This window comes from Luteimonas galliterrae, assembly GCF_023374055.1.
Lineage (GTDB): Bacteria > Pseudomonadota > Gammaproteobacteria > Xanthomonadales > Xanthomonadaceae > Luteimonas_C > Luteimonas_C galliterrae.
Genome location: NZ_JAMBEP010000004.1, coordinates 151,345 through 177,082, shown reverse-complemented (window position 1 = coordinate 177,082; position 25,738 = coordinate 151,345). Strand labels below are relative to the sequence as shown.

20 protein-coding genes and 2 pseudogenes are annotated in these 25,738 nt (G+C 66.5%); 6 read left to right on the top strand and 16 right to left on the bottom strand.

Annotated elements, in window-relative coordinates; all coding sequences use genetic code 11:
• The first annotated feature begins 346 nt into the window (after positions 1-346).
• Positions 347-2,326 (top strand): S9 family peptidase, encoded by a 1,980-nt coding sequence (locus tag M2650_RS15050; RefSeq protein ID WP_249475903.1) that lies wholly within the window; start codon positions 347-349, stop codon positions 2,324-2,326.
• A 72-nt stretch (positions 2,327-2,398) separates the two neighbouring features.
• Here the strand turns inward: M2650_RS15050 and M2650_RS15045 are convergent, their stop codons facing one another.
• The 5 genes from M2650_RS15045 to M2650_RS15025 all read right to left on the bottom strand — a co-directional run bounded on the left by M2650_RS15045 (position 2,399) and on the right by M2650_RS15025 (position 7,922).
• Entirely contained in the window at positions 2,399-4,450 is a 2,052-nt protein-coding gene (locus M2650_RS15045) for an NHL repeat-containing protein (protein WP_249475902.1), read from the bottom strand.
• A gap of 130 nt (positions 4,451-4,580) precedes the next feature.
• Entirely contained in the window at positions 4,581-5,495 is a 915-nt protein-coding gene (cyoE, locus tag M2650_RS15040) for a heme o synthase (protein WP_249475901.1), read from the bottom strand.
• Between the two features lie 3 nt (positions 5,496-5,498).
• On the bottom strand, positions 5,499-6,662 hold the full coding sequence (locus M2650_RS15035) for a COX15/CtaA family protein (protein WP_249475900.1): 1,164 nt from the start codon (positions 6,660-6,662) through the stop codon (positions 5,499-5,501).
• Between the two features lies 1 nt (position 6,663).
• Positions 6,664-7,251 (bottom strand): hypothetical protein, encoded by a 588-nt coding sequence (locus M2650_RS15030; RefSeq protein WP_249475899.1) that lies wholly within the window; start codon positions 7,249-7,251, stop codon positions 6,664-6,666.
• Positions 7,248-7,922: an SURF1 family protein gene (locus M2650_RS15025; protein ID WP_249475912.1), complete on the bottom strand. Its 675-nt coding sequence runs from the start codon at positions 7,920-7,922 to the stop codon at positions 7,248-7,250. Before M2650_RS15025 ends, M2650_RS15030 begins: the two co-directional genes overlap by 4 nt.
• Positions 7,923-8,042: 120 nt before the next feature.
• Here M2650_RS15025 and M2650_RS15020 point away from each other — a divergent pair, with 120 nt between their 5' ends.
• Positions 8,043-8,267, top strand: a complete 225-nt coding sequence (locus M2650_RS15020) for a twin transmembrane helix small protein (protein ID WP_249475898.1) — start codon at positions 8,043-8,045, stop codon at positions 8,265-8,267.
• 190 nt (positions 8,268-8,457) lie between these two features.
• On the opposite strand, the gene M2650_RS15015 is transcribed toward M2650_RS15020, so the two are convergent.
• From M2650_RS15015 to coxB, 5 genes and pseudogenes are all read right to left on the bottom strand, one after another.
• Positions 8,458-9,345 (bottom strand): cytochrome c oxidase subunit 3, encoded by an 888-nt coding sequence (locus tag M2650_RS15015; RefSeq protein WP_249475897.1) that lies wholly within the window; start codon positions 9,343-9,345, stop codon positions 8,458-8,460.
• Between the two features lie 32 nt (positions 9,346-9,377).
• Positions 9,378-9,926 (bottom strand): cytochrome c oxidase assembly protein, encoded by a 549-nt coding sequence (locus M2650_RS15010; protein ID WP_249475911.1) that lies wholly within the window; start codon positions 9,924-9,926, stop codon positions 9,378-9,380.
• A gap of 41 nt (positions 9,927-9,967) precedes the next feature.
• A complete protein-coding gene (locus M2650_RS15005) occupies positions 9,968-10,111 on the bottom strand; it encodes a hypothetical protein (RefSeq protein ID WP_249475896.1) in 144 nt (47 codons plus the stop codon).
• A 49-nt stretch (positions 10,112-10,160) separates the two neighbouring features.
• Positions 10,161-11,783 (bottom strand): annotated as a pseudogene (gene ctaD, locus M2650_RS15000) (cytochrome c oxidase subunit I); the annotation flags it as partial.
• Positions 11,784-11,805: 22 nt separating this feature from the next.
• A complete protein-coding gene (coxB, locus tag M2650_RS14995; protein ID WP_249475895.1) occupies positions 11,806-12,726 on the bottom strand; it encodes a cytochrome c oxidase subunit II in 921 nt (306 codons plus the stop codon).
• 219 nt (positions 12,727-12,945) lie between these two features.
• Here coxB and putA point away from each other — a divergent pair, with 219 nt between their 5' ends.
• Positions 12,946-16,257 (top strand): bifunctional proline dehydrogenase/L-glutamate gamma-semialdehyde dehydrogenase PutA, encoded by a 3,312-nt coding sequence (gene putA, locus M2650_RS14990; protein ID WP_249475910.1) that lies wholly within the window; start codon positions 12,946-12,948, stop codon positions 16,255-16,257.
• A gap of 317 nt (positions 16,258-16,574) precedes the next feature.
• On the opposite strand, the gene M2650_RS14985 is transcribed toward putA, so the two are convergent.
• Complete coding sequence (locus M2650_RS14985) at positions 16,575-17,906, bottom strand: OmpP1/FadL family transporter (RefSeq protein WP_249475894.1); 1,332 nt, start codon at positions 17,904-17,906, stop codon at positions 16,575-16,577.
• A gap of 240 nt (positions 17,907-18,146) precedes the next feature.
• Here M2650_RS14985 and M2650_RS14980 point away from each other — a divergent pair, with 240 nt between their 5' ends.
• The 3 genes from M2650_RS14980 (at position 18,147) to M2650_RS14970 (ending at position 20,128) form a co-directional block, all read left to right on the top strand.
• Complete coding sequence (locus tag M2650_RS14980; RefSeq protein ID WP_249475893.1) at positions 18,147-18,839, top strand: rhomboid family intramembrane serine protease; 693 nt, start codon at positions 18,147-18,149, stop codon at positions 18,837-18,839.
• Positions 18,840-18,857: 18 nt separating this feature from the next.
• The gene (locus M2650_RS14975) at positions 18,858-19,178 is read left to right on the top strand and encodes a DUF1820 family protein (protein ID WP_249475892.1); all 321 of its coding nucleotides are present in this window, start codon (positions 18,858-18,860) and stop codon (positions 19,176-19,178) included.
• Positions 19,179-19,597: 419 nt separating this feature from the next.
• Positions 19,598-20,128, top strand: a complete 531-nt coding sequence (locus tag M2650_RS14970) for a CHRD domain-containing protein (protein ID WP_249475891.1) — start codon at positions 19,598-19,600, stop codon at positions 20,126-20,128.
• A gap of 19 nt (positions 20,129-20,147) precedes the next feature.
• On the opposite strand, the gene M2650_RS14965 is transcribed toward M2650_RS14970, so the two are convergent.
• From M2650_RS14965 to gpmI, 5 genes and pseudogenes are all read right to left on the bottom strand, one after another.
• Positions 20,148-20,849, bottom strand: a complete 702-nt coding sequence (locus M2650_RS14965; protein ID WP_249475890.1) for an RES family NAD+ phosphorylase — start codon at positions 20,847-20,849, stop codon at positions 20,148-20,150.
• 3 nt (positions 20,850-20,852) lie between these two features.
• Positions 20,853-21,269, bottom strand: coding sequence for an antitoxin Xre/MbcA/ParS toxin-binding domain-containing protein (locus M2650_RS14960; protein ID WP_249475889.1), 417 nt, complete (start codon positions 21,267-21,269; stop codon positions 20,853-20,855).
• A 185-nt stretch (positions 21,270-21,454) separates the two neighbouring features.
• Positions 21,455-22,801, bottom strand: a pseudogene (locus M2650_RS14955) (S41 family peptidase); the annotation flags it as partial.
• A gap of 89 nt (positions 22,802-22,890) precedes the next feature.
• Positions 22,891-24,102, bottom strand: a complete 1,212-nt coding sequence (locus M2650_RS14950; RefSeq protein WP_425602555.1) for a murein hydrolase activator EnvC family protein — start codon at positions 24,100-24,102, stop codon at positions 22,891-22,893.
• Positions 24,099-25,607 (bottom strand): 2,3-bisphosphoglycerate-independent phosphoglycerate mutase, encoded by a 1,509-nt coding sequence (gene gpmI / locus M2650_RS14945; protein ID WP_249475888.1) that lies wholly within the window; start codon positions 25,605-25,607, stop codon positions 24,099-24,101. The genes M2650_RS14950 and gpmI overlap by 4 nt, the downstream gene beginning before the upstream one ends.
• Positions 25,608-25,738 lie beyond the last annotated feature (131 nt).

The following is a 25,738-nucleotide window of genomic DNA, read 5'->3' as shown; positions in this document are numbered from 1 at the left end:
AAGCGACGGAGGAATCCCGAGGGCCGGCGAGCGGTGGCCAAGCACATGGGGTGGCCCCTCGCCGGGATCCCTTCCAAAGGCCCTTTTTCTTTGGTTACTGTTCTTTTTGGGCCCCACAAAAAGAAAGTCACTCGGCCGCGATTTTAGCGGACGAAACCCCGGCCTGGAAGGCCGGCAGGTCGCCACAAACCCCAAGCAAAGGCAGCGGAGCAAGAGCAAATCTCCCTGTTTCCGCTTTTCGAAGGCGGAAGATAGGCTTGAGATGAGGGCGGGCCCGTGACTATCGGCGGTGTCGTACGCAGCAAGTCGCGTTAAGCTCCGGCTTCCAGTTCTGGGGAGAACACGCATGACTCGCGCTCGTATCGTATTACTGTGCGCCCTCGCCGCCGCCTGCGCCCTGCCCGCCGCCGCACAGACCGCGAAGATCGACCGCCAAGTGCAGGGCAACCGCACCACCGAAAATGTGCCTGCGATTCCGGCCGAACTGATCGAACGCCTCAACCGTTACCAAAACACGCGCGGCGCCGGCATCGCCGGTTGGACGCAAGATGGCTGTCTGCTGATCAGCACCCGCTTCGCCGAAACCAGCCAAGCGCACCGCGTGTGCCAGCCGCTGGGCATGCGCGAACAGATCACCTTCTACAACGAACCGGTGAGCGACCTGACCGTCGCGCCGGCCAAATCCGGCCGTAACGGTTTCGTGTTCGGCAAGGACGTAGGCGGCAACGAATTCTCGCAGTTGCACTGGTACGACCTGACCACGCGCGACGTGGTCATGCTCACCGACGGCAAGCGCAGCCAGAACCGCGGCGCGCTGTTCTCCGAAGACGGCAAGCAGTTGGCGTACAGCAGCACCGCGCGCAACGGCACCGACACCGACATCTGGCTGCTGGACACAGCCACGCGGCAAGCCAAGCCGCTGGTGACGGCAGGCGGCAACTGGGCGGCGATGGATTTCTCGCCCGACGGCACGCGTTTGCTGGTCACCAAATTCGTTTCGGCGAACGAGGCGTATCCCGGCGAAGTCGACTTGGCCACGGGCAAACTGACCTTGTTCCCTGTCGACGGCGGCAAGGCCGCGTTCGGCGGTTTCCAATTCGCGCCGGACGGCAAGGCGGCGTATTTCGTTTCCGACGAGCCGGTCGACGGCCAAGCCAGCGAATTCCAGAGCCTGCGCTACCACGATCCGGCCAGCGGCAAGTTCGAAGTGCTGACCAAGGATATTCCCTGGGATGTCGACGGCTTCGACGTCGCCGACGACGGCAGGCATCTGGCCTACATCGCCAACGAGGACGGCATCTACAAGCTCACCGTATTGGCTTTGCCCAGCCACAAACCGATCCCGTTGCCCGCGTTGCCGGTCGGCCTGGTCGCCGGCATGAGTTTCTCGCCCGACGGCGAGCGCCTGGCGGTAACGCTGAACACCGCGACATCGCCGAGCGACGTCTACGTGATCGACCTGGCCGACGCCAAGCTGACGCGTTGGACGCGCAGCGAAGTCGGCGGTTTGGACACGTCCACCTTCGTCTCGCCGACGTTGGTGCGGTTCCCGACCTTCGATACGGTCGACAACAAACCGCGCACGATTCCGGCGTTCTACTACAAGCCGAATAAACCGGCCGCTGGCGGGAAGTATCCGGTGGTGATCGACATCCACGGCGGGCCCGAAGGCCAGTCGATACCGTTCTTCGACCCGAGCACGCAATTCCTGATCAACGAACTGGGCGTCGCCGTGCTGGTACCGAACGTGCGCGGCTCGTCCGGTTACGGCAAGAGCTACCTCAAGTTGGACAATGCCGAGAAGCGCGAAGATTCGGTCAAGGATATCGGCGCGCTGCTGGACTGGATCGCTCAGCAACCCGAACTGGACGCCTCGCGCGTAGGCGTGACCGGCGGCAGCTACGGCGGTTACATGGTGCTGGCATCGCTGATGCACTACAGCGACCGGATCAAGGCCGGCGTCGACGTGGTCGGCATCTCCGACTTCACCACTTTCCTCAACAATACCGAGAGCTATCGCCGCGACTTGCGCCGCGCCGAATACGGCGACGAGCGCATCCCGGAAATGAAGGCCGTGTTCGACCGCATCTCGCCGCTGAAGAACGCCGGCAAGATCCGCTCGCCGCTGTTCGTGGCGCAGGGCAAGAACGATCCGCGCGTGCCCTATACCGAGGCCGAGCAGATCGTGAAAGCGGTGCGCGGCAACGGCCAGCCGGTGTGGTTCCTGATGTACGACGACGAAGGCCACGGCTTCCGCAAGAAAGCCAACAACGACTACTTCGACGCCGCGGCCATCGAGTTCTGGCAACGGCACCTGCTCCGGTGAGGCTGGCCCTCAGTCGACAAAAAAACGGCCCGCGATGCGGGCCGTTCCTTTTTGCGCGACATTCGCTGGCCGTCAGCGGGATGCACGCGCCGCTGGACGCGCTGCGGGAAAGCCCCTCAGCACTCGTCCACCGAGGCTGGCGACGTACAAGGCACCGTCGTCGCCTACGGCCACGTCATAAGCCGGATATTGCACACCCGACAGGGTCGATATCACGCCCGAAGACGTCACCTTGCGAAGCGCGCCTGCCGCGATATACAGCGCGCCGCTGTCGTCCAGGCCGATCCCGGTGACCGCCCCGATCGCCGCCTGCGTCGCAGGCCCGCCATCGCCCGAACTGCCGGCGAGTCCGTTGCCGGCGACCGTGGAGATAGTTCCACCGGGCGTGACCTTGCGCACGCGGCGATTGCCTTCGTCGCCGATGTAAAGGTTGCCCGATGCGTCTATGGCGATGCCGCTGGGCAAGTTCAAAGAAGCGTTCGCGGCGGCGCCGCCATCGCCGGAAAATCCGGGGATGCCGTTGCCCGCAACCGTGGTGATGATACCTGCCGTATCGACCCGGCGGATGCGGTGGTTGCTGGCGTCGGCGATGAAGACATTGCCGGTGCCATCGATCGCAACCCGACGTATAGCGCCGAGTTTGGCGTTCGTCGCCGGCCCGCCATCGCCGCCGGCGCCTCCTCCCGCGAACGTATGGATCGACCCATCGGCTGCACTGACCATGCGGACGAGGCCATTGAGCCGGTCCGCAATGTAGAGATTTCCAGAGCTGTCCACCGCGCTGTCGTGAGGACTGCTTAGCTTCGCTTGCACGGCCGGAATACCTTCCTCGTCCCCGCCGTCGAACCAGTAGCCGGACCCGGCTACCGTGGCGATCGTGCCATCCTGCAGGATTTTCCTGATCCGGTTGTTGAAATACGAATCGGCGATATAGACCTCGCCTGCAGCATCGGTGGCGACGCCGGTAACCTTGGACAACGACGCGTCCACAGCTGCAGCGCCATCGCCGTAGAAGCTGCCGCGACCCGCCACCTTGACCGGCGACACGTCCTGTCCCCCCATGCGGAAGACGGTGCCGACATCGGAATCGGCGAAGTAAGCGTCGCCTGTGCTTGAGAATGCCACCTTCTCCGGAAACGACAGCGACTGGCATTGCGGGTCTTCGACGAACGGCTGCATGGCGCCGTTCGGCGTCAGCTTAGCGATGCCGCAGAAGCGGCTGACGTAGAGATCGCCCGAGGGACCGAACGACACGTCGGACGGGCTGTCGTCGAATTTGACGAACGTGCCGATGCGGCCCGCCACGTCCACCTTGCGGATGCGCTGGTTGGCGTGATCGGCGATGAACAAGTTGCCATGCGGATCCACGGCGACGCCCATCGGCGACCGCAGGCTCGCCAGCGTGGCCGGCCCGCCATCGCCGCTGTACGCCCCCGTGCCGTTGCCCGCGACCGTACTGATCTTGCCTTGCGGCGTCACTCTGCGTACGCGATGGTTGATATTCTCGGATACGTAAAGGTTTCCTGCCGTATCCAACGTCAAGCCGTAGGGCCGGCCTACCCCCGCATCGACTGCGCGCCCGCCGTCGCCGCTGGACGCCACGCTGCCGTTGCCCGCCACGAGCGTCACCCGGCCGTCGGCCCAGAGCTTGCGCACCCGGTTGTTGTTGCTGTCCGCGAAGTAAAGATTGCCCAGACCGTCGGCGATCATGTTCTGCGGCAGATGGATGCGCCCCAGTTCACCGGTCCCGCTTTGCTCACTGTAGCCAGGCGCGCCCGTGCCTGCGACGGTCCGGATCTTGCCGTCCGCCGTGATTTTGCGGATGCGGTGCCTGAAGGCCTCGGCGACGTACATGTTGCCGGCGGTATCGAATGCGACTCCCGTCGGCCCGCCGAGATTGGCTTTCGTCGCACGCCCGCCATCGCCGTCGTAATCGCCTGCGATGGTTTGAAATACGTATTCCTGCGCCTGCGCAGCGATCGGAAGCGCGAGTGCGAGTGTCAGCGCGGCCATCAGCCGCAGATCGGACCGTCGTGCCTTCTTCATGGTGTTTGCCTCGGGAAAGGAGATGCCTGGGTTTGCTGGAACCCGGAGCGCCAGCCTAACGAGCGCCTGCCCGGCCAACCCCCTCCGAACGCGGCGTCTTGCGCCTGCCTGAAGGCAGGGATCGCTCACCGCCGTCGCATATCGCCAAGCCCCGAAGGCCATGCGGGGCAACGCATGCTGGCCGCCTCGCTGCGCACCGAACCGGCGATCACGCCGGCTGCGGAATCAACTCCAATCCTGCGACCGGCTGCAACCACGGCAACAGCCAATGATCGAGCAGCAGGAAGGCGAACAGCGCCATCAGATAGACGATCGAATAATTGAACACCTGCATCGCGTACAGCTCGTCCGGCGGATCGAGCAGGCGCCATGCGTACCAGACGAACACGGCGCCCAGCACGAGCGCGCCACCGAGATAAAACAGGCCGCTCATGCCGGTCGCCCAGGGCAGCACCGTCGCCACCACCAGCAGCACGGTGTACAGCAGGATCTGCTGTCGCGTATAGGTCACGCCGTGCGTCACCGGCAGCATCGGCACCAACGCGCGCGCGTAGTCGTCGCGTCGGAAGATCGCCAGCGCCCAGAAATGCGGCGGCGTCCAAACGAAGACGATCAGCACCAGCAGCAATGCGTGCGGATCCAGCGTGCCGGTCACCGCGCTCCAGCCCAGCGCCGGCGGCGCCGCGCCCGCGATGCCGCCGATCACGATGTTCTGCGGCGTAGCGCGCTTGAGCCAGCCGGTATAGACGATGGCGTAGCCGATCAATGAGGCGAAGGTCAGCGCCGCACACAACGGATTGACCAGGGCGATCAGCACCGTCATCGACAACGCGCCCAGCGCGATCGCGAAGGCTAATACCTGGGTGCCGTTCAACGCGCCGGTCGCCAGCGGCCGCTGCGAAGTGCGCGCCATGACGCGATCGATGCGTTGGTCGATCAGATGGTTGATCGCCGCCGCCGACGCCGCCGCCAGCCAGATGCCGAGCAGCCCGAACAGCGCCTGCCGCAGCGGCGGCAGGCCCGGCACCGCCAGGAACATGCCCACCAGCGCGGTGAACACGATCAACGCCACCACGCGCGGCTTGGTCAGGGCCCAGTATTCGCGGGCTTTGCTCGCCGCCATGCGTCAGGTGTCCGGGCTGCGCAGGCGAGCCAGCAGCGACACCAGCACGAACAGCAGCAGCGCGGCGCCGGCGTTGTGCAGCACCGCGACCGGCAGCGGCAGCGCCAGCTTGACGTTGGCGATGCCGAGCATCACCTGCGCGACCGTCAACCCGCCGAGCAGCAGCGTCCAGCCGCGCATGCCCGGCGTCTGCAGCAGGCGCGCGCACATGCACGACAGGTAGAGGAACAGCGCGATCGCCATCATCCGGTGCGCGAGCTGGATCGCGATGCGCGATTCGCCGTCGAGGATGCCGCCTTCGTAATCGACGCCGATGCCGCGCCACAGGACGAATCCTTCGCGGAAATCGTGCGGCGGCCACCATTGCCCCACGCACTTCGGAAAATCGGTGCCGCACGACAAGGCCGCGTAATTGGCGCTGGTCCAGCCACCGAGCGCGATCTGCACGCCCAGCAAGGCCAAGCCGACGATCGCCCAGCGACGCAATGCGTCGGCTTCGGCCAACAGGATCGGACGGTCGATCGCGCGCCACGCCATCCACACCAGCAGCGAGAACGTCAGCAGGCCGCCGAGCAGGTGTCCCATCACCACGATCGGCTTCAACAGCCAGGTGACCGTCCACATGCCGAGCAGGGCCTGGAACACGATCACCATCAGCGTCAGCGCGGCGGCGCGCGACAGATCCGCGTTGGACCAGCGCAATGCGACGACCAGCAACAGGGCTTCGCCCGCGGCCGCCAGCGCGCTGGCGGCCGCATGCTGGCCGCGCATGTACAACGGAATCGACACCGCGACCAGGGCAGCCGCGCCCAGCACCTGCAGCACGCCGTAGCGCCGCTTGCGCGCGGCCACCAGCGCCAGCGTCAGCACCAGCACGCCGAGCGCGCCGGCCAGCATGCGATGCACCTGTTCGCGCCAGGCCTTGTGCGGTTCGACCGGACGGATCGCGGTAGCGACGTGGTCCACGGCTTCGTGCGCGGCGCTGGGCCATGCTGCGCGGCCGTAGCAGGTGGGCCAGTCGGGACAGCTCAGGCCCGCGTTCGACAGGCGCACGAACGCGCCGAATACGATCACGCCGAACGCCAGCGCCACCGCCAGCCAGGCGATGCGGTGGAAGTTGCGGTTCAAGGCCGGATGCTGCAGCACGGGGCGGAAAGTTGGATTCATGTCATCGCAGTTTCAGCAAGCGCGCCACGTCGGTGCGCAGATCGCCGGGATCGAAGCCGGGAGCGTAGCGCAATATGACGAAGCCGTTCGGGTCGACGACGTATACCGGCACGCCGGGCCGGCCAGCGCTACCGGCATCGTCCACGCGCGGCAGCGCGGCGCGCAGCGCGGGCGCGGGGCGCAGCGATTGCAGCTTCACGGTCGTTTTTTTGACGCCGGCGGGCGGCGCGCCCATCCATAGCACGTGGACGCGATCCGCATCGCGGCCGAACAGCTGCCAAACCACGTCGATCTCGCGCGCGAGCTCCACGCAAGCCTGAGTGCAATCGGCAGGAGGCGCCACCACGATGCGCCAGGTGCGTTCCACCGGATTCCAACGATACACGCTGCCATCGGCCAGCACCGGTTCCATCTGGCGCAAATCGCTCGGCGGCTGCAGCAACTCGCCATGATTCTTCAGCCCGCTGGGGCGCCAGCCGGAAAAGCGCAATACGCCGGCCACGAAGAAGCTGCCCAGGAAGATCGCGAAGATCGCGATCAGCATCCTGCGATTGCGGTTGCGCTGGGAGAGCGATTGCTGCGTGGTCATCGGCGCGGTCTTCTCTTACGGAAGGTGAGAACGAACGCGGTGACGAGCACCGCAAGCGCCAGCGCGAACCACTGCACCGCGTAGCCGAGGTGCCGTTCCGGCGGCAGAGTGTTGGGCAGAATGTCCAGATCGCGCGCATAGCCGATCTTGTTCGCGGGATCGGGCCGCAGGATGCGCGCCGCGATCGGCGGCGAACGCAATGCCGCCGGCAACGCTTGCATGTCCAGCGAAAGCGCCAGCAAGCTGCCGTCGTCCTGCGCCTGCAACGGCGCGGCCGCGATGCCGGCCGACGGCGGCGGCAGCAGCAGGCCTTCCAAGCGCAGCACACCTTGCGGCGCCGGCACGGCCGGCATGCGCCGGTCGCCCGGCAGCGGCAGCCAGCCGAGCTCGACCAGCAGCGGCATTGCGTCCGATGCCGGCTGGAACAAGCGGTAGGCGCGCACGCCCGGCCGTCCGTCGCGTTGCTGGTTGTCGAGCAGCACCGCGGGTGCCGCAGCGAAACGGCCTTCGCCGGCCGCCCAGTCGTAGTCGTGCCGGCGCGCAGCATCGCCCGCGCTTGAAAGCGGCTTCGCCTGGCGCCGCGTCAGCACCGCCTGCGCCGCGTCCAGCATCGCCTGTTTCTCATGCATGCGCCCGAGCTGCCAGCGGCCGAGCCCGGCGAACAGCGCCATCGTCGCCAGCGCCAGCGTCCAACCCAGGAACAGTCTGTTACGGCGTCCGCTCACGCCGCACTACCGGCCGGCTGCGATAATGCGGCACTCGCGACGCAGCGCCGCGACCCGGACATCGCCATGAACGACTCGCTCAAGACCCTGCTGATCGTCGCCTTCCTGATACTCATCTTGTGGAACCTGGGGGCCGGCCTCTACTACATGCTGGTCGACAAAGGGCAGACCAAGCGGACGGTGAACGCGTTGACCAAGCGCATCGGGCTGTCGGTGGCGCTGATCCTGCTGGTGATCCTCGCGATCTATATGGGCTGGATCACGCCGCACGGCGTCGGCCGCGCGCCTTAAAGTTTTGCTATTCCTTCCCTCCGGAAGAAGGTGCCCGAAGGGCGAGGGTGCGGCGAAAAGCTCGGGCTCCAAGATCGCGATAGACGTGCTGCGCTCACGAAGCATGGATAGGTTTTTGCGATCGGTCGCTTTCACCGCTTCGCCGAACCCTCATCCCGACCCTTCTCCCGGAGGGAAAAGGGCTTAAGCGTCACAGCACGTAGACGAACAGGAACAGGCCCAGCCAGACCACGTCGACGAAGTGCCAGTACCAGGCCACCGCTTCGAACGCGAAATGGTCGTCCTTGCTGAAATGGCCCTTCAGGCAGCGCAGCCAGATGATCGCCAGCATGATCGTGCCCAGCGTCACGTGCGCGCCGTGGAAACCGGTCAGCATGAAGAACGTGGAGCCGTAGATGCCCGAGCCCAGCGTCAGGTTAAGTTCCGTGTAGGCGTGGATGTATTCCTCGGCCTGGAAGAACAGGAACAGCGCGCCGAGCAGCACCGTCAGTCCCAGGAACAGCAGCAACTGCTTGCGGTGGCCGGCCTTGAGCGCGTGGTGGGCGATGGTGACGGTGACGCCCGACGACAACAGGATCAGCGTATTGAGCAGCGGCAAGCCCCAGGCGGGGATGGTCTGATAGGTGCCGCCGATCGCGCCCGGGCCGTTGCTCGGCCAGGCCGCGCTGAAACCGTCCCACAGCAGCGCGTTGGTCATCACGCCGTCGCCTTCGCCGCCCAGCCACGGCATCGCGTACTGGCGCGCGTAGAACAGCGCGCCGAAGAACGCGGCGAAGAACATCACCTCGGAAAAGATGAACCACACCATGCCCATGCGGAACGAGGTGTCGACCTGCTTGTTGTAGTAGCCGCGGATCGATTCGGTGATCACGTCCGCGAACCACTTGAAGAGGATCAGCGCGAGGAAGACCAGGCCCGCGAAGAACACCGGACGGCCCCAACTGGCCTCGTTGAGCCAGCTGGCGAAGCCCAGCATCGTGGTGAACAGCGCGACCGAGGCGATGACCGGCCAGCGGCTGCCGTGCGGCACGTAATAGATGTTGGAATCGTGCTGGTCGTGGGAATGGGCCTGGGCCATGGTGTTCGTCCGTTGCTGATCTGGCTATCGGGTCAGGGCGCCGCGAGCGCGGCGCGCGAAGATGCCGTCGCCGGCGCGTTGAGGCGCTGGGTCAGGGCATCGTTCTTGTAGAACGTGTAGGAGAGCGTGAGGGTGGTGACTTCCGGCGGCAAGGCCGGATCGACGATGAAACGCACCGGCATGTCGCGCGATTCGCCGGGATTCAAGGTCTGCGCGGTGAAGCAGAAGCATTCGGTCTTGCTGAAATAGCCCGAGGCCTTGGCCGGCGCCACCGAAGGCACTGCGTTGCCGACGATGGCGCGGTCGCCGTTGTTGCGCGCGAAATAGGTGGTCTCGTACTGCCGGCCGGGCTGCACTTTCATCGTCAGCTGGTTGGGATGGAAGCCCCAAGGCAGCTTGGAATTGACGCCGCCGTCGAACTGCACGGTGACCCAGCGCTCGTTCGGATCGGCTTTTTTCGCCTGGCTGCCGTCGACGGCATTCCTTTCCAGGCGGATGCCGAATACCTTCTCGCACGCGATCCGGTACAGCGGCACCAGCGCGAAGGTGAAGGCGAACGCAGCCAGCGCCACGGCGACCATCTTGCCGATGCCGAACCCGCCGCTCTTGTTCTCGCCGGCGTTCACTGCCCCATCGCTCCGGACAGGATGAAAGCGCCGTAGATCGCTACCGCGATGACGACCAGCACGAGCACGGTGCGCCGCACGCCACGGCGTGCGGCGTCGCTGCCGGCGTTATCGCTGCGGGGGTCAGGACTGGCGCGCATTCTGGTGGGCGGCGGTATCGGCGCCGGTGGTCGCGGAGTCGTAATCCAGGTGCTCGAAATCGCCGTGCGCCAGGTCGCCCGGCCGGATCACCGGCGGCGTGGTGAAGGTGTGGTGCGGGGCCGGCGACGGCACTGTCCACTCCAGGCCGCGCGCGCCTTCCCAGGCGCGGGCCGGGGCCTTGGCGCCGTTCTTGAGCGAGGCGTAAAGGATGGCGAACATCATGAACGGCGTGACGAACATGCCGAAGGCGCCGATCGAGCTGACCAGGTTCCAATCGGCGAACACCACGTTGTAGTCCGGGATGCGGCGCGGCATGCCGGCCAGGCCCAGGAAGTGCTGCGGGAAGAACAGCAGGTTGACGAACACCACCGTCCACCAGAAATGGAACTTGCCCCAGAACTCGTTGTACATGCGCCCGGTCCATTTCGGCCACCAGTAGTACGTGGCCGCGATGATCGAGAACAGCGCGCCGGTGACCAGCACGTAGTGGAAGTGCGCGACCACGAAGTAGGTGTCGTGGTACTGGAAGTCGGCGGGCACGATCGCCAGCATCAGGCCGGAGAAGCCGCCGATGGTGAACAGGATCACGAAGGCCACGGCCCACAGCATCGGCGTTTCGAAGCTCAGCGAGCCCTTCCACATCGTGCTGACCCAGTTGAACACCTTCACGCCGGTGGGCACCGCGATCAGCATGGTCGCGAACATGAAGTAAATTTCGCCGCCCAGCGGCATGCCCACCGTGAACATGTGGTGCGCCCACACGATGAACGACAGGAAGGCGATCGAGGCGATCGCGTACACCATCGCCTGGTAGCCGAACAGCGGCTTGCGCGAGAACGTCGGCAGGATCTCCGAGACCACGCCGAACGCCGGCAGGATCATGATGTAGACCTCGGGATGGCCGAAGAACCAGAAGATGTGCTGGAACATCACCGGGTCGCCGCCGCCGGCCGCGTTGAAGAAGCTGGTGCCGAAGAACTTGTCGGTCAGCAGCATGGTCACCGCGCCGGCCAGCACCGGCATCACCGCGATCAGCAGGAAGGCGGTGATCAGCCAGCTCCACGCGAAGATCGGCATCTTCAGCAGGTCCACGCCCGGGGCGCGCATGTTGAGGATGGTCGCGATGACGTTGATCGCGCCCATGATCGAGCTGATGCCCATCATGTGGATCGCGAAGATCGCGAACGCGACGTTGCTGCCGCCCTGCAGCGACAGCGGCGGGTACAGGGTCCAGCCGCCGGCCGGCGCACCGCCGGGCAGGAACAGGGTCAGCAGCAGCATGGTGAAGGCGAACGGCAGGATCCAGAACGACCAGTTGTTCATCCGCGGCAGCGCCATGTCCGGCGCGCCGATCTGCAACGGCACCATCCAGTTGGCCAGGCCGACGAAGGCCGGCATCACGCCGCCGAAGATCATGACCAGCGCATGCACGGTGGTCATCTGGTTGAAGAATTCCGGCTTCATGTGCTGCAGGCCGGGCTCCATCAGCTCCCAGCGGATCAGCACCGACATCGCCGCGCCGACGATGAACATGATGAAGCTGAAGATCAGGTACAGCGTGCCGATGTCTTTGTGGTTGGTCGAAAAGAACCAACGCTCGACGAAGGTCTGCTTGTGACCGTGGTCGTCGTGATGGTCTGCGTGATCGGCAGCGGCGGGATACGTGGACATGGCCTACCTCGAGTGTTCTTTATCAGCCGGCCGCAGGCGCGGCGGCGGAGTTATTGGCAGTCGCGGGCGCGGCGGCGGGAGCCGGCGCTGCCTCGGCGGGCGCTGCAGGCGCGGGTGCGGGCGCCGGAGCGGGCGCGCGCTTGGCCTTTTCGGCCGCCAGCCACGCCTGGAATTCCTGCTTGCTGACCGCTTTGACCACGATCGGCATGAAGCCGTGGTCCTTGCCGCACAGTTCGGCGCACTGGCCGCGGTAGATGCCCGGCTCGCGGATGTCGGACCAGGCCTCGTTGACGATGCCCGGGATCGCGTCCTGCTTCCAGCCCAGCGCCGGCACCCACCAGGCGTGGATCACGTCGTCGGCGGTGACCACGAAGCGGACCTTGGTGTCGATCGGCAGCACGAGCGCGTTGTCGACGTCGAGCAGGTAGTACGGATTCTTGGCCATATCGGGCTTTTCGCCGCTCTGGCGGATCCGGTCGCTCTCGCGGTCCAGGCGGCTGGTGAAGCTGACGCCTTCGCCGAGGTATTCGTACTTCCACATCCACTGGTAGCCGGTGATCTTCACCGTCATCGCCGAATCGCGGGTGTCGTACATCTTGATCAGGTTGGCCGTGGCCGGCCACGCCAGCGCGATCAGGATCACTACCGGCACCACCGTCCAGATGATCTCGGCGGTGGTGTTGTGGCTGAACTGCGCGGCGACCGCGCCCTTGGATTTGCGGAACTTGAACATGGCGTAGAACATCGCGCCGAACACCAGCACGCCGATCACCACGCAGATCCATAGCACGATCATGTGGGATTCCCACGCGATCTGGGCGGTATGGGTCACGCCCTTCCGCATGTTCAACTGCCAGCGGTGCGGATCGTGCGGCTGCGCCCACGCCAAGCAGGGCATCAAAGCCGCCAACATTCCCCATCGCATCGCACGCGCTAGATTCATCTTTGCCTAGACCCCGATTTACAGGACTGTCGTCGTCGGTATGGAGCGTCCGCAGCCGACGACCGCCGCAACCGGCGCGCAGGGCGGCCGGATCGGACGGTGAACGGGCTTGCGACCGCGGAAAACTGCGAAATGGTAGCTCCCGAGGGCCTTCTCGGGCAAGCCAGACGGTGCCGTACGCGCTCGCGCGACTGCCGCGAAACCCGCGCAAACGCTAGAATCTGCGGTCTTGCGTCCGCCGATGCCATCGTGACCCAAATCCTCTCGTCCGAACTCCCCGCCCCGCCTTCTGCGCTGCGTGCGGCCATCACCGCGGCCTGGAGCCGCGACGAAACCGCGCACGTGGCCGAACTGCTGTCGCAGGCCCGGCAGCCCGATGCCGACCGCGCCGCGATCCAGGCTACCGCCGCGGAGCTGGTGCGCCGCGTCCGCGCCCGCGCGCAGGATCAGGGCGCGATCGAGGCTTTCATGCGCCAGTACGACCTGGGCAGCGAGGAAGGCGTGCTGCTGATGTGCGTGGCCGAGGCGCTGCTGCGCATCCCCGACCAGGGCACCTCCGACCGCCTGATCCGCGACAAGCTGGGCGAAGCCGACTGGCGCAAGCACATGGGCCAGTCCGATTCGGTGCTGGTCAACGCCTCCACCTGGGGCCTGATGCTGACCGGGCACCTGGTCGACCTGGCCGACGACACCAAACGCGACGTGCACAACGCCTTCAAGCGCCTGGTCGGCCGCGTCGGCGAGCCGGTGATCCGGCTGGCGGTGCGCCAGGCCATGCGGATCATGGGTCACCAGTTCGTGATGGGGCGCACGATCGACGAGGCGCTGACGCGGTCGCGCAAGGGAGACAACGCCCACTACCGCTACTCGTTCGACATGCTCGGCGAGGGCGCGCTGACCACGAAGGATGCGCTGCGCTATCTCGATGCTTACCGGCTCGCGATCCACGCCATAGGCAAGAGCGGCCCGTTCGCCGACGTGTTCGCCGCCCCCAGCATCTCGGTGAAGCTGTCCGCGCTGCATCCGCGCTACGAACACGCCAAGCGCGAGCGCGTATTGGCCGAACTGACGTCGCGCGTGCTGGAACTGGCGCAGATCGCCAAGTCCTACGGCATCGGTTTCACCATCGACGCCGAGGAATCCGATCGCCTGGAACTGTCGCTGGATGTGATCTCCGCGGCCTACGCCGACAAATCGCTCGACGGCTGGCAGGGCTACGGCCTGGCGGTGCAGGCCTACCAGAAGCGCGCGCCGTACGTGATCGACTATCTGGCCGACCTGGCGCGCAGGACCGGACGCCGCATTCCGGTGCGGCTGGTGAAAGGCGCGTACTGGGATTCGGAAGTGAAGCGCGCTCAAGTGGATGGGCAGCCCGGCTATCCGGTGTTCACCCGCAAGCCGAATACGGACGTGTCTTATCTCGCCTGCGCCAGGCGAATGATGCAGGCGAGCGATGCGATCTATCCGATGTTCGCTACGCATAATGCGCATACGATCGCGGCGATACATCGCCTTTCGCTCTCCCTTCTCCCCTCGGGAGAAGGTGCCCGAAGGGCGGATGAGGGTACGGCGGAGCGACGCGAGCTGGAACGCTCGTCGTACTCCGAACCCTCGCCCCAACCCCTCTCCCAACGGGAGAGGGGCTTAAGCGCACCGCCGTTCGAATTCCAGAAGCTGCATGGCATGGGCGACGATCTCTATGCGGAAGTGATTCCGAAGGATCGCCTCGACGTGCCCTGCCGTGTCTACGCGCCGGTGGGTTCGCACGAAGACCTGCTGCCCTACCTGGTGCGGCGCCTGCTGGAAAACGGCGCCAATTCCAGCTTCGTCAACCGCATCACCGACGAAGACGTGGCCATCGACGACCTGATCCGGGATCCGGTGGAAACCGTCGCCGCGTTCGAATCCATTCCGCATCCCCGTATTCCGCTGCCGGTCGATCTGTACCGGTCGCAAGGCTTCGAGAGAGACAATTCCATGGGCATCAACCTTGCCAACGACGACCAGCTGCGCGAACTGGCGCAGCAGGTCAACGCCGCCACCGCGAACTGGCGCGCCGAACCGCTGGTGCCGGGCGCGAAAGCCGCCGGCCCGGATATCGCCGTGACCAATCCTGCCGACCGCCGCCAGACCGTCGGCCAGTGGCAGGCCGCCGATGCGGCCACCGTGGAGAAAGCGCTGCAGAACGCCGTCGCCGCGCAACCGGCCTGGGACCGCATGCCCGCCGCATCGCGCGCCACCATCCTGGAGCACGCCGCCGACCTGCTCGAGCAGCGCATGCCGCAATACATCGCGCTGTGCACCAAGGAAGCCGGCAAGACCATCGCCGACGGCGTGGCCGAAGTGCGCGAAGCGGTCGACTTCCTGCGCTATTACGCCGGCCAGGCGCGCAAGCTGTTCGCGCCGGAGCCGCTGCCCGGTCCGACCGGCGAATCCAACACGTTGCAACTGCAGGGCCGCGGCGTGTTCGTCTGCATCAGTCCGTGGAATTTCCCGCTGGCCATCTTCACCGGCCAGATCGCCGCCGCACTCGCCGCTGGCAACGCGGTGCTGGCCAAGCCGGCCGAACAGACCAACCTGATCGGCTACGCCGCAGTCAAATTGCTGCACGAAGCCGGCGTGCCCGAAGCCGTATTGCAGTTCCTGCCCGGCGACGGCGCCACCGTCGGCGCGACGTTGACCCGCGATCCGCGCGTGGCCGGCGTCGCTTTCACCGGCTCCACCGACACCGCGCGCGCCATCAACCGGGCGTTGGCCGCGCGCGACGCCGCGATCGGCGTACTGATCGCCGAGACCGGCGGCCAGAATGCGCTGATCGCCGATTCGTCCGCGCTGCCCGAGCAACTGGTCAAGGATGCGCTGTCGTCCGCGTTCACTTCCGCCGGCCAACGCTGTTCGGCCGCGCGCGTGCTGTACGTGCAGGACGACATCGCCGACAAGGTGATCGGCATGTTGGCCGGCGCGATGGCCGAACTGACGGTGGGCGATCCGGGCCTGCTGTCGACCGACGTCGGCCCGGTGATCGACAACGACGCCAAATGCCTGCTCGACGAGCACGCCGGCAAGATGCAGGGCAGCGCCAAGCTGATCGCCGAAGCCAAGCTGGGGCCCGGCACCGAGCACGGCACGTTCTTCGCGCCGCGCGCTTGGGAATTGCAGTCGCTGTCGCAGCTCACCCGCGAGAACTTCGGCCCCGCGCTGCACGTGCTGCGCTGGAAGGCCGAAGAACTGGATCGGGTCGTCGATGCGATCAACGCCACCGGCTACGGCCTGACGCTGGGCATCCACTCGCGCATCGACGACACCATCGACCGCATCGCCGCGCGCGCCAACGTCGGCAACATCTACGTCAACCGCAACCAGATCGGCGCGGTGGTCGGCGTGCAACCGTTCGGCGGCCAGAACCTGTCCGGCACCGGCCCCAAGGCCGGCGGCCCGCATTACCTGCCGCGCTTCGCCACCGAGAAGACGCTGACGGTGAATACCACTGCGGCCGGCGGTAATGCCTCGCTGCTGACGTTGGGCGAGTAAGTCCGCTTTCCCGTCGCCCCTCCCCGGACTCGATCCGGGGAGAGAATCCACCCATGCGAAAGCCCCAGCGAAACAAGTCTCGTCGATGGGCCTGCTGAACCGGCGCGGCCTGGAAGTGGAATTGCAATCGCGGATCGATCGCCTGCCGGGCGATCCCCTATCGCCGTGATCGCGCTGGACCTGGACCGCTTCAAACCGGCCAACGACCGCCACGGCACCAGCGGCCGCGACCGCGTGTCGTTGCGCCGGTACGCGCCGTAACGGCGAAAAAAAGCCCCGCCGAAGCGGGGCTTTTTCTTGTTGCGTGTCGCGCCGGATCAGAACTTGTACTGCGCCGAAACGCCGAAGATGTTCACGTCCGCATCGTAAGAGCCGGTCAGCGTGCTGCTGCTGCTCGACAAGATGTTTTCGATCTTCGGATCGTCGACGAAGATGCGGGTGTAGGCGGCATCGACCTCGAACGCATCGCTGACCTTCCAGGACAGGCCGATCGAGGCCCACTGGCGGTCCGCATCGGGCAGGCGCGGGGTGCGGGTTTCGATCTTGGTCGGCGACTGGTCTTCCGCGTAGCCGGCGCGCAGGGTAAAGGCTTCGCTCAGGTCCCATTCGGCGCCCAGCGACCAGAAACCGGTGTCCTTCCAGTCGAAATCTTCGACCGAATCGGCCTGGTTCGACCCGAACTGGATGGTGACGTTCTTCATCGAGCTCCACTGGGTGCGCGAGAAGTCGGCCATCAGGGTGAAGTTGTCGGTCAGGCCGTAGGACACGCTGATCGTGTCGACTGCAGGCGTGGTCAGCGCGGCCAGCGCGCTGGTATCGATGAACTGGCCCGGAGCGGCGAACGCGAGGACGGTTGCGGCGTTGGACGGCACGGTGAAGTTGGCGTTGCCTTCCAGATCGTGGTCGATCTCGGAACGGTGGGTGAAGCCGATCGAGGTGCGCTCGTTCGGATGGATGTGCATGCCCATGGTCCAGCCGATGCCGGTGTCGTCGCCCTTCACTTCGGCGAAGCCGTCGGCGTTCTGCGGCGCGAAGCCGGGCACGCCCCCCGCGGCCAGCAGGGTGCCGAAGTCGACCGCGTTGGACAACGTGGCTTCGGCGCGCTGGTAGATCAGGCCTACGCCGAACGAAACTTCCGAGCCGAAGTCGAACGAAGCGGCCAGGGTCACGTCGACGGTCTTCACGTCGGATTCGACGGCGTTGTAGCGGCCGACCCAGTTGCGCTCGTACTCGGTCTTCAGGCCGAACGGTGCGCTGACTTGGGCGCCCAGCGTCATGCCGGTGTCGCCGACCGGGAAGATCGCGGAAATCGACGGCACTGCGGTGGCATCGCCCGGATCGCCGCCGTCGCCGCCGCTGATCGGCGTGCCGAAGGCGGTGCGGCCGCTGCCGGTGAAGTCGGCGGTCAGGTCGATCACTGCGACGTCGGCCTGCACGGTGCTCTGCTTGAAGGTGGACATCGCAGCGGGGTTGTTGGAGACCACCGAAGCGTCGCCGCTGGCGGCGCCCGAACCGGCGAATGCGCGGCCCAGCGCCTTGGTGCTGTTTTCCTTGATCTGGAAGCCCGAAGCCTGGGCTTGACCGAACGCCAGCACGCCGGCGATGCCGAGTGCGAGCGCGGTGACGCGCGCGAAATTCTGGTTTTGCATGTACGTTCTCTCCGGGGCAAATAAAAAAAGGCTGCCTGCGTCGCGCAGGTCAGGAAGCGGATGCTTCCCTGCTTCGCCGCGCCGGTTCCCCTCCCGACGTACGTCGCCGTATGCAATATACCTCGTCTTTTAACCTTATGCTAACAATACGATTCTGCGGAAACCCGTATGGAATCAGGCGTCTACCGCACTATCCTTCTTCCAGCCTTCAGTACGGGTCCGGCCCATAATCTCCGCCGCATGTTCGTCACCATTCCCTCCCGCCAAAGAAATGCCGTCCGCTGGGCCACGCCCCTGCTGCTGGTGGCGCTGTGGGCGGCCTTTCTGTGGGTGATCGCCCGACCGGACGCTGCCCACCGGACGTTGCTGATCGACTGGGGCGTGCTGTCGGGCGGCCTGGATGCGCCAGGCGGTTGGCGCGGCGCTTTCGATCACGAGCGCGGCCTGCGCCTGCTGACCGCGCTGTTCCTGCATGCGGATTGGGCGCACCTGTTGGGCAATCTGGTATTCCTGCTGATCTTCGGCCTGCCCGCCGAGCGGGCGATGGGCTCATGGCGGTTCCTGGCGTTGTTCCTGCTGGGCGGCGCGGCGGCGAACTTCGCGGCGATGTTCACGATCAGCGCGCCGGACCGGGTGATCATCGGCGCCAGCGGCGCGGTCTCGGCGGTGATCGGCGCCTATCTGGCGCTGTTTCCGCGCGCCAAGCTCGGCGTGGTGCTGCCGCTGGGTCTGTTCCTGGAATTCGTGCGCGCGCCGGCGTCGCTGCTGATCGGCATTTGGGTGGTGCTGCAGATCGTGTTCACCTACATCGGCCCGGCCTACGGCGCGGTGGCGTGGACCGCGCACCTGGCCGGCTTCGCATTCGGCGGCGCCTTCGCGCTGGTGATGCGCGCTTCGATCGCGCGGCGCATGCGCCAGCGGCAGGGCTACTGACGCGCCTATAATTCCGGCATGGCGAAGGCGCTCTACAAAGTCACGTTCCACAACCACGGCAAGGTGTACGAGCTGTACGCGCGCAAGGTCGCCAGCGGCGCGTTGTGGGGCTTCACCGAAATCGCGGATCTCGTGTTCGACGTGCACGAAGGCCTGGTCGTGGATCCCACCGAGGAACGCCTGCGCGACGAGTTCGGCGGCACGCGCGTGTTGCACCTGCCGATGCAAAGCATCATCCGCATCGAGGAAGTCGAGAAGAAAGGGCAGGCGGTGATCCGCGATGCGGAGACGGGCGAGAAGGTCGTCACGCCGTTTCCGTTGCCGGCCAAGCCGCGATGAAAGCTCCCTCTCCCGCTTGCGGGGCGACGCTGCACACGCTTGCGCGGCACCGCCGCGCGTGCAGCTGAGCGCCCGCGCGGAAGCGCGGGCCGGGGCGCGGAGCGGGGCTGGGGTGATGGCGCGCGAATTTTCAGATCGCGTCAAACAGTAGAAGCGTGTCGAAAAAAACGGCCTGAATGCGGTGCCCGCCGCTATCTGGCATTGGCGCGCGCCCTCTCCCAACCCTCTCCCGCAAGCGGGAGAGGGCTATGGGCCGCACGCTGAATAGGTCTGCGCGACGATCACGCCTGTCATCACTACCACTCGTCGGACGACACGACGTCACGAGCTTTCTTTCACCGATCTGAAACGCCACGCGACTTAGCGTTCCGGCGCCGGTTTCGCTTTCCGGCCCACCGCCTTCCCCCGAGGCAGATGCCATGAAACGTACCCCTATCTGGTCGCGCGCCCTGCTGGGCGCGGCGCTGTGCGCCGTGCCCGTGTTGGCCTGCGCCGAAGTCGTCATCATCCCGCTGCGCGGTTTCGAAGAAGTGCCGTCGGTGTCCTCGACGGCACAGGGCCGGTTCCGCGCCTTCATCAACGACCGTGCCGGCACTATCGCTTACGAACTGTCGTACGACGGTTTGCAGGGCGAAGTGCGCCAAGCGCACATCCATTTCGGCCAGCGCGGCGTCAACGGCGGCGTCAGCGTGTTCCTGTGCCAGACCTCCGCCAATCCCGATCCGACCGGACTGGCGCCGATCTGCCCGCAGTCGGGCCAGGTCAGCGGCGTGCTGCAATCGGCGAATGTAGTCGGCCCCGGCGGACAAGGCATCGCCGCAGGAGAATTCGCCGAATTGATCGCCGCGATGCGCGCGGGCGTAGCCTATGTCAACGTGCATTCCACCACGTTCCCGGGCGGCGAAGTACGCGGGCAAACGCGCGGCTTCGGATCGCACGTCGGACATTGAGCGGATACGAGACGCCGTTTCAGCGGTTGCGGCGCATCTGGGCAGCGCGCAACACGCGATCCACCACGCCCGGCTTGCGCTCGATCGTCACCGTATCGGCGACGGCATCGATGCGGTAAGTGAGGTAGTAGATCAGTTGCGGATCCGATAACGGCTCCGCCCGGAACGCGGCCAGGCAACTGCCGTCCGGCCAGCGCGCGGCCGGATACAGCAAGCCTTGCAGACCCTGTCCGGCCGCATGCTTGGCGATGCCTTGCGTCGCGGCGTAGTCCTCGTCCAGCAGCTCCGGATGCTCGTGCTGCTTGCCGCGCAGTTCCAGGAACAAGCCGCGCGCACGGACGCGGTACATGGCGCGGTAGCGCACGACCGGGCGGTCGATGCCTTCGATGGCGCGCAGCTGCTGCAGCGAATGCCAGCAAGTTTCCGCGATCGAAGTGTCTTCCTCCAACGCGCCGTACCAGACGCGCAAACTGCCGTCGCCATAGCGGCTCGCGACGGTCTTGTCGCTCGCGAACGGGTAAGCGATGGCCTGCGAATATTCGAAGCCGCGGTCGATCACGCCCGGCGTGCCGGGTTTCATCCGCATGTCCGCGGCGATGGCGGCGTTCTGTCCGGCCGCGTCCGGAACCAGATCGTCGAACAGATGCTCGGTGCTGCGCAGCGAGACGATGTTGCGATAGACGCTGCCGTCGAAATCGGTCAGCGTGTCGTACAACGACACCGCTTATTGACCGCGCTGGAAATCGGCGAAGCGGGCGATGCGGGCCAGGCCGACCAGGCCTTCGTCCAGCATCACCTGCAACGGTTCCTTGCCGTCCAACATGCGATTGCGGCGGCGCACCCAGCCGTAGCGCAAGGCTTCGTCTTCCGGGAACAGCAGACGCAGGGCCTTGTGGATGCCGAGCAGATAGCCGGCGCGGTCGAGCGTGTCGCGCGTGTTGGGCAGCGCGCGCTCGCCGCGGCGGAACTGCGGCAGCACCTTGCGGCTTTCCGGGCTCATGCCCAGCAGGGCGAGCTGGGCCTCGGTGGGCAGAGCCCACTTCTCGAGCAGGGCGGCGACCACGCGGGCCAGGTCGTGGCGCACGGCTTCGTCGCCCAAGTCGGGCAAGGTGTCGGGAAGTTGCCTGGCGCTGAGGCCCATAGGACTCACCTGGTGAGGTTATGTCACCCGATTATGGTGATATATCCCCAATTGTCAAGCCCCTGCCTCGATTTTTCGGCCTGAAGGCTAGCGAAATAGGTTGGGTTACCCTCACCAACCCAGCTCTGCCGTGCCGATGACTCGTCAAGCTGGGTTGGTGAAGCCAACCCAGCCTACGATCAACCTTTCCCGGCCGGCTTCGAGGTGGCGCTGGCGACCGGTTTCTTGAGCTCCGCCAGCGCCGACGCGATCGGCGCATCGCCGTCGAGCACGTCGCCGGCGGAGAAGCCTTCCTTGCCTTCGTCGTCGCCGCGCAGGTGGCCGGGCAAAGTGGCTTCGGTATAGCTGAGGTCCGCATCCGCCTTGTCGCCGGGCTTCTTCTCCGGCTTCAGCACCACTTCCGGCGCGATGCCCACGCCCTGGATCGATTTGCCGCTGGGCGTGTAGTAACGCGCGGTGGTGAGCTTGACCGAATCGCCGTTGTCCAGCGGCAGCACGGTCTGCACCGAGCCCTTGCCGAAGGTGCGGCTGCCGACCACGCGCGCGCGGTGGTTGTCGCGCAGCGCGCCGGCCAGCACTTCCGAGGCGCTGGCCGAGCCTGCGTCGACCAGCACGACCGCAGGCGCGCCTTTCAAACGATCGCCCGGCGTAGCGGAAAATTCGGCGTCGCTGATCGCGATGCGGCCGCGGGTGCTGACGATCTTGCCGCTGTCGAGCAGTTCGTCGGCGATCTGCACCGCCGCGGTCAGCAAGCCGCCCGGGTTGCTGCGCAGGTCGAGCACCAGCCCGCGCAGCTTGCCGCCCGCGTCGAGGTTGAGCTTGTCGAGCTGGCGCACGAAATCGGCGGCGGTGTCGGCCTGGAACGTGCTGACGCGGATATAGCCGTAGCCGGGCTCGAGCATGCGCGAACGCACGCTGGCGACGCGGATCTTCTCGCGCGTCACGGTCACGTCGAAAGGCTTGGCGACGCCGGCGCGCACGATCTTCAGCTTCACCGACGTGCCCGGCTTGCCGCGCAACGGCGTGGAGCCGCCGTCGCCGTCGATCGGCTTGCCGTCGATGGCGACGATCAGGTCGCCGGACTTGAGTCCCGCGCGCGCGGCGGGAGTGTCGTCGATCGGCGACACCACGCGGTAGGTGTTGTCGGGCAGCTGCTGCAGCTCGACGCCGATGCCGTCGTAGGCGCCGGTGGTGGCCTCGTCGAATTCCTTGGCGTCGTCCTTGTCGAAATAGACGCTGTGCGGATCCAGGTCGTTGAGCAGGCCGCGCACCGCCGAATGCATCAGCTTGCTGTCGTCGACCGGATCCACATAGGCCTGCTTGACCGCGTTGTAGACCGCCACGTAACGGCGGATCTCGTCGAGCGGCACTTTCGACGTGGCGGTTTCCACGGCATCGGGGTCGTCGCTGGCGGCGATCTCCAGCGTTTGCTGCTCGGCTTCGTCCTGCTGGGCCTGCTCCTGCGCGTGCAAGGCGAAGGCGGGCCATAGCAGCAGGCCGAGCGCGGCGGCGGGCATAGGACGAAAACGCATGCGGCAACTCCAGATTCGGCGGCGGTTCGGGATTTGGACCGCGCCCGGGGACGCGGGTTCGGGCCGATTATGCGTCCTGCCCTGTGGGTTCAGCGTTTCTGCAGCCAGACGTCGGGGTTGACCGGCTGGCCGTTGCGGCGCAGCTCGAAATACAGCGACGGACGGCCCTGGCCACCGGAATTGCCTACGCTGCCGAGCGCGTCGCCGCGCTTGACCGCGTCGCCGGCGTCCTTGAGCAGCGCGTCGTTGTGCGCGTACAGGCTCATGTAGCCATTGCCGTGGTCGACGATCAGCAGCAGGCCGTAGCCGGTCATCCATTCCGCGTACACGACCGTGCCGTCGGCGACGGCGCGCACGGGGCTGCCGGCCGATGCGCCGATCAGCACGCCTTCGCTTCTGCGGCCGTCGGGCATGGTGCCGCCGTAACCGGCCAACAGCGCGCCGGAGGCGGGCCAGCCCAGGCCGCCCACATTGATCGGCGCCGTCGCCGCGACGCGCACCGGCGCCCGTTTCGCGCCGGACGACGACGGGCTGCGGCTGGCCGCACGTTCCGCCGCGGCCTCGCGCTCCTTGGCCGCGCGCGCGGCCGCGGCGCGCAATTGCGCCAGCAGGCGTTCCAGCGCCTTCACGTCGCGGCCGAGCGCTTTTTCCTTGGCGTTGCGGTCCTTGTAGCGCTGGTCGAGCTGGGCGATCAACGCGGCGCGCTCGCGGCGCTGTTTTTCCAGGGCCGCCAGTTCCTTGCGCTTGTTCTCGCGGGTGTCGTCGAGCTGTTCGCGCTTCTGCACGATGTCGCGTTCCAGGTCGTCCAGCTCGCGCAGGTCCGCGGTCAGCGCAGCGACGCGTTGCGCGCGGTCGCGTTGCAGATAACGGTGGTACGCCAGATCGCGGCTGGCATCGGCGACGCGGTCCTGCGCCAGCAGCACCTTCAGCGGCGCATCGCCGCCGAGCTTGTAGGCCGCGCGCAGCAGGCGCGTGAGCTCCTCGCGCTGCGCATTGAGGCTGCCGTGCAGCACGTCGCGGCGCTGCTGCAGTTCCGCCAACGCGGCGGCCTGCCGCGCCAGCGCGGATTCGGTTTCGCGCAGCGTGCGGCTGGACTGGCCGACCTGTTCGTCGGCCTGGCGCAGCTCGCGCGAGGCGGCGCCGCGCTGCCCTTCCAGCTTGCGCCGTTCCGAGGCGATGCTCTTGAGCTCGCTGCGCGCGCGCTCGAGCTTGCGCTCGGTCTCGCGGCTGCTCTGGGCCGGCGCCGCGCCGGCCGCCAGCAGCGCGGCGAGCAGCAGCAGGCGCGCGCGCGCGGGCATCATCCGGCGAACAGGCTGCGCCCGGTCATTTCGGCGGGCGCCGGCAGGCCGAGCAGGTCGAGCACGGTCGGGGCCACGTCGCGCAAGGCGCCGCCGTCGCGCAGCGACGCATCGCGGTCGCCGACGTAAACGAACGGCACCGGGCCGACCGTGTGCGCGGTGTGCGGCTGACCGGTGACCGGATCGCGCATCATCTCCAGGTTGCCGTGGTCGGCGGTGATCAGCAGCGCGCCGTGCGCGGCGCGCACCGCGTTGTCGATCGCGCCGAGCGCGACATCCACCGCCTGCGCCGCCTCGATCGCCGCCTGCAGGTCGCCGCTGTGGCCGACCATGTCCGGATTGGCGATGTTGCAGACGATCACGTCGAACCTGCCCGAAGCGATCGCCTCGACCAGTTTCGCGGTCAGTTCCGGACAGCTCATTTCCGGCTGCAGGTCGTAAGTGGCGACCTTCGGGCTGGGGACGAGGATGCGTTCCTCGCCCGGATACATGTCCTCGCGGCCGCCGCTGAAGAAGAAAGTGACGTGCGCGTACTTCTCGGTCTCGGCGATGCGCAATTGCTTCAGGCCCTGCGCGGACACGATTTCGCCCAAGGTATGCGCCAGGTCGTCCGGCGCGAACGCCACCGGCGCCGGCAGCCTGGCGTCGTACTCGGTCAGGCAGACGAAGCGCGACAGCTTGGGGCGGCGCGTTTCGAATCCCGAGAAACCCGGATCGACGAAGGCGGCAGCCAGCTGGCGCGCGCGGTCGGCGCGGAAATTCATGAACACCACCGCGTCTCCGTCGCGCATCGGCTGCGCGCCTTCGATCACGGTGGGCAATACGAATTCGTCGTTTTCGCCGCGCGCATACGCCGCCTGCAATGCGGACAGCGCGCCGGCGGCGCGGTGCTCGGCCTGCGCTTCGACGATCGCATCCCAGGCCTTGCGCAGCCGGTCCCAGCGCTTGTCGCGATCCATCGCGTAATAACGGCCGCTGACGGTGGCGATGCGCGCGTTGCCGAGCCTTTCGCATTGCGCCTGCAGCGCGCGCAGGCTGGCTTCGGCCGAGCGCGGCGGCGTGTCGCGGCCGTCGAGAAAGGCATGCACGGCCACGCGCGGGACGCCTTCGCGCTTGGCCAGGTCGAGCATGGCGAAGATGTGCGTCTCATGGCTATGCACGCCACCGGGCGAGAGCAGGCCCATCACGTGCAGCGTGCCGCCGGAAGATTTGGCGTCGGCACATGCCGCGCGCAGTTCGGCATTGGCGAAAAAACTGCCATCTTCGATCGCCGCGTCGACGCGAGTCAGGTCCTGGTAGACGATGCGGCCGGCGCCGAGGTTCATGTGCCCGACCTCGGAGTTGCCCATCTGCCCGTCCGGCAGGCCGACGTGGCGGCCTTCGGTATGGATCAGCGTGTGCGGCGAACCAGACCACAACCGCCGCCAGTTCGGCAGCTCGGCCTGGGCCAGGGCATTGTCGGCCGGATCGTCGCGGTGGCCCCAGCCGTCCAGGATCAGCAGGACCACCGGTTTGGGCGGGGCGGCATTTGGTTTAAACGTCGGCTGCGGCAAGACGACAGTCCCAGTGACTAACGACAGTCGAGGATTGTAACGAAGCGGCCTAAGCTTCCGGCCGACGCATCAGATGCCGGTTCGCC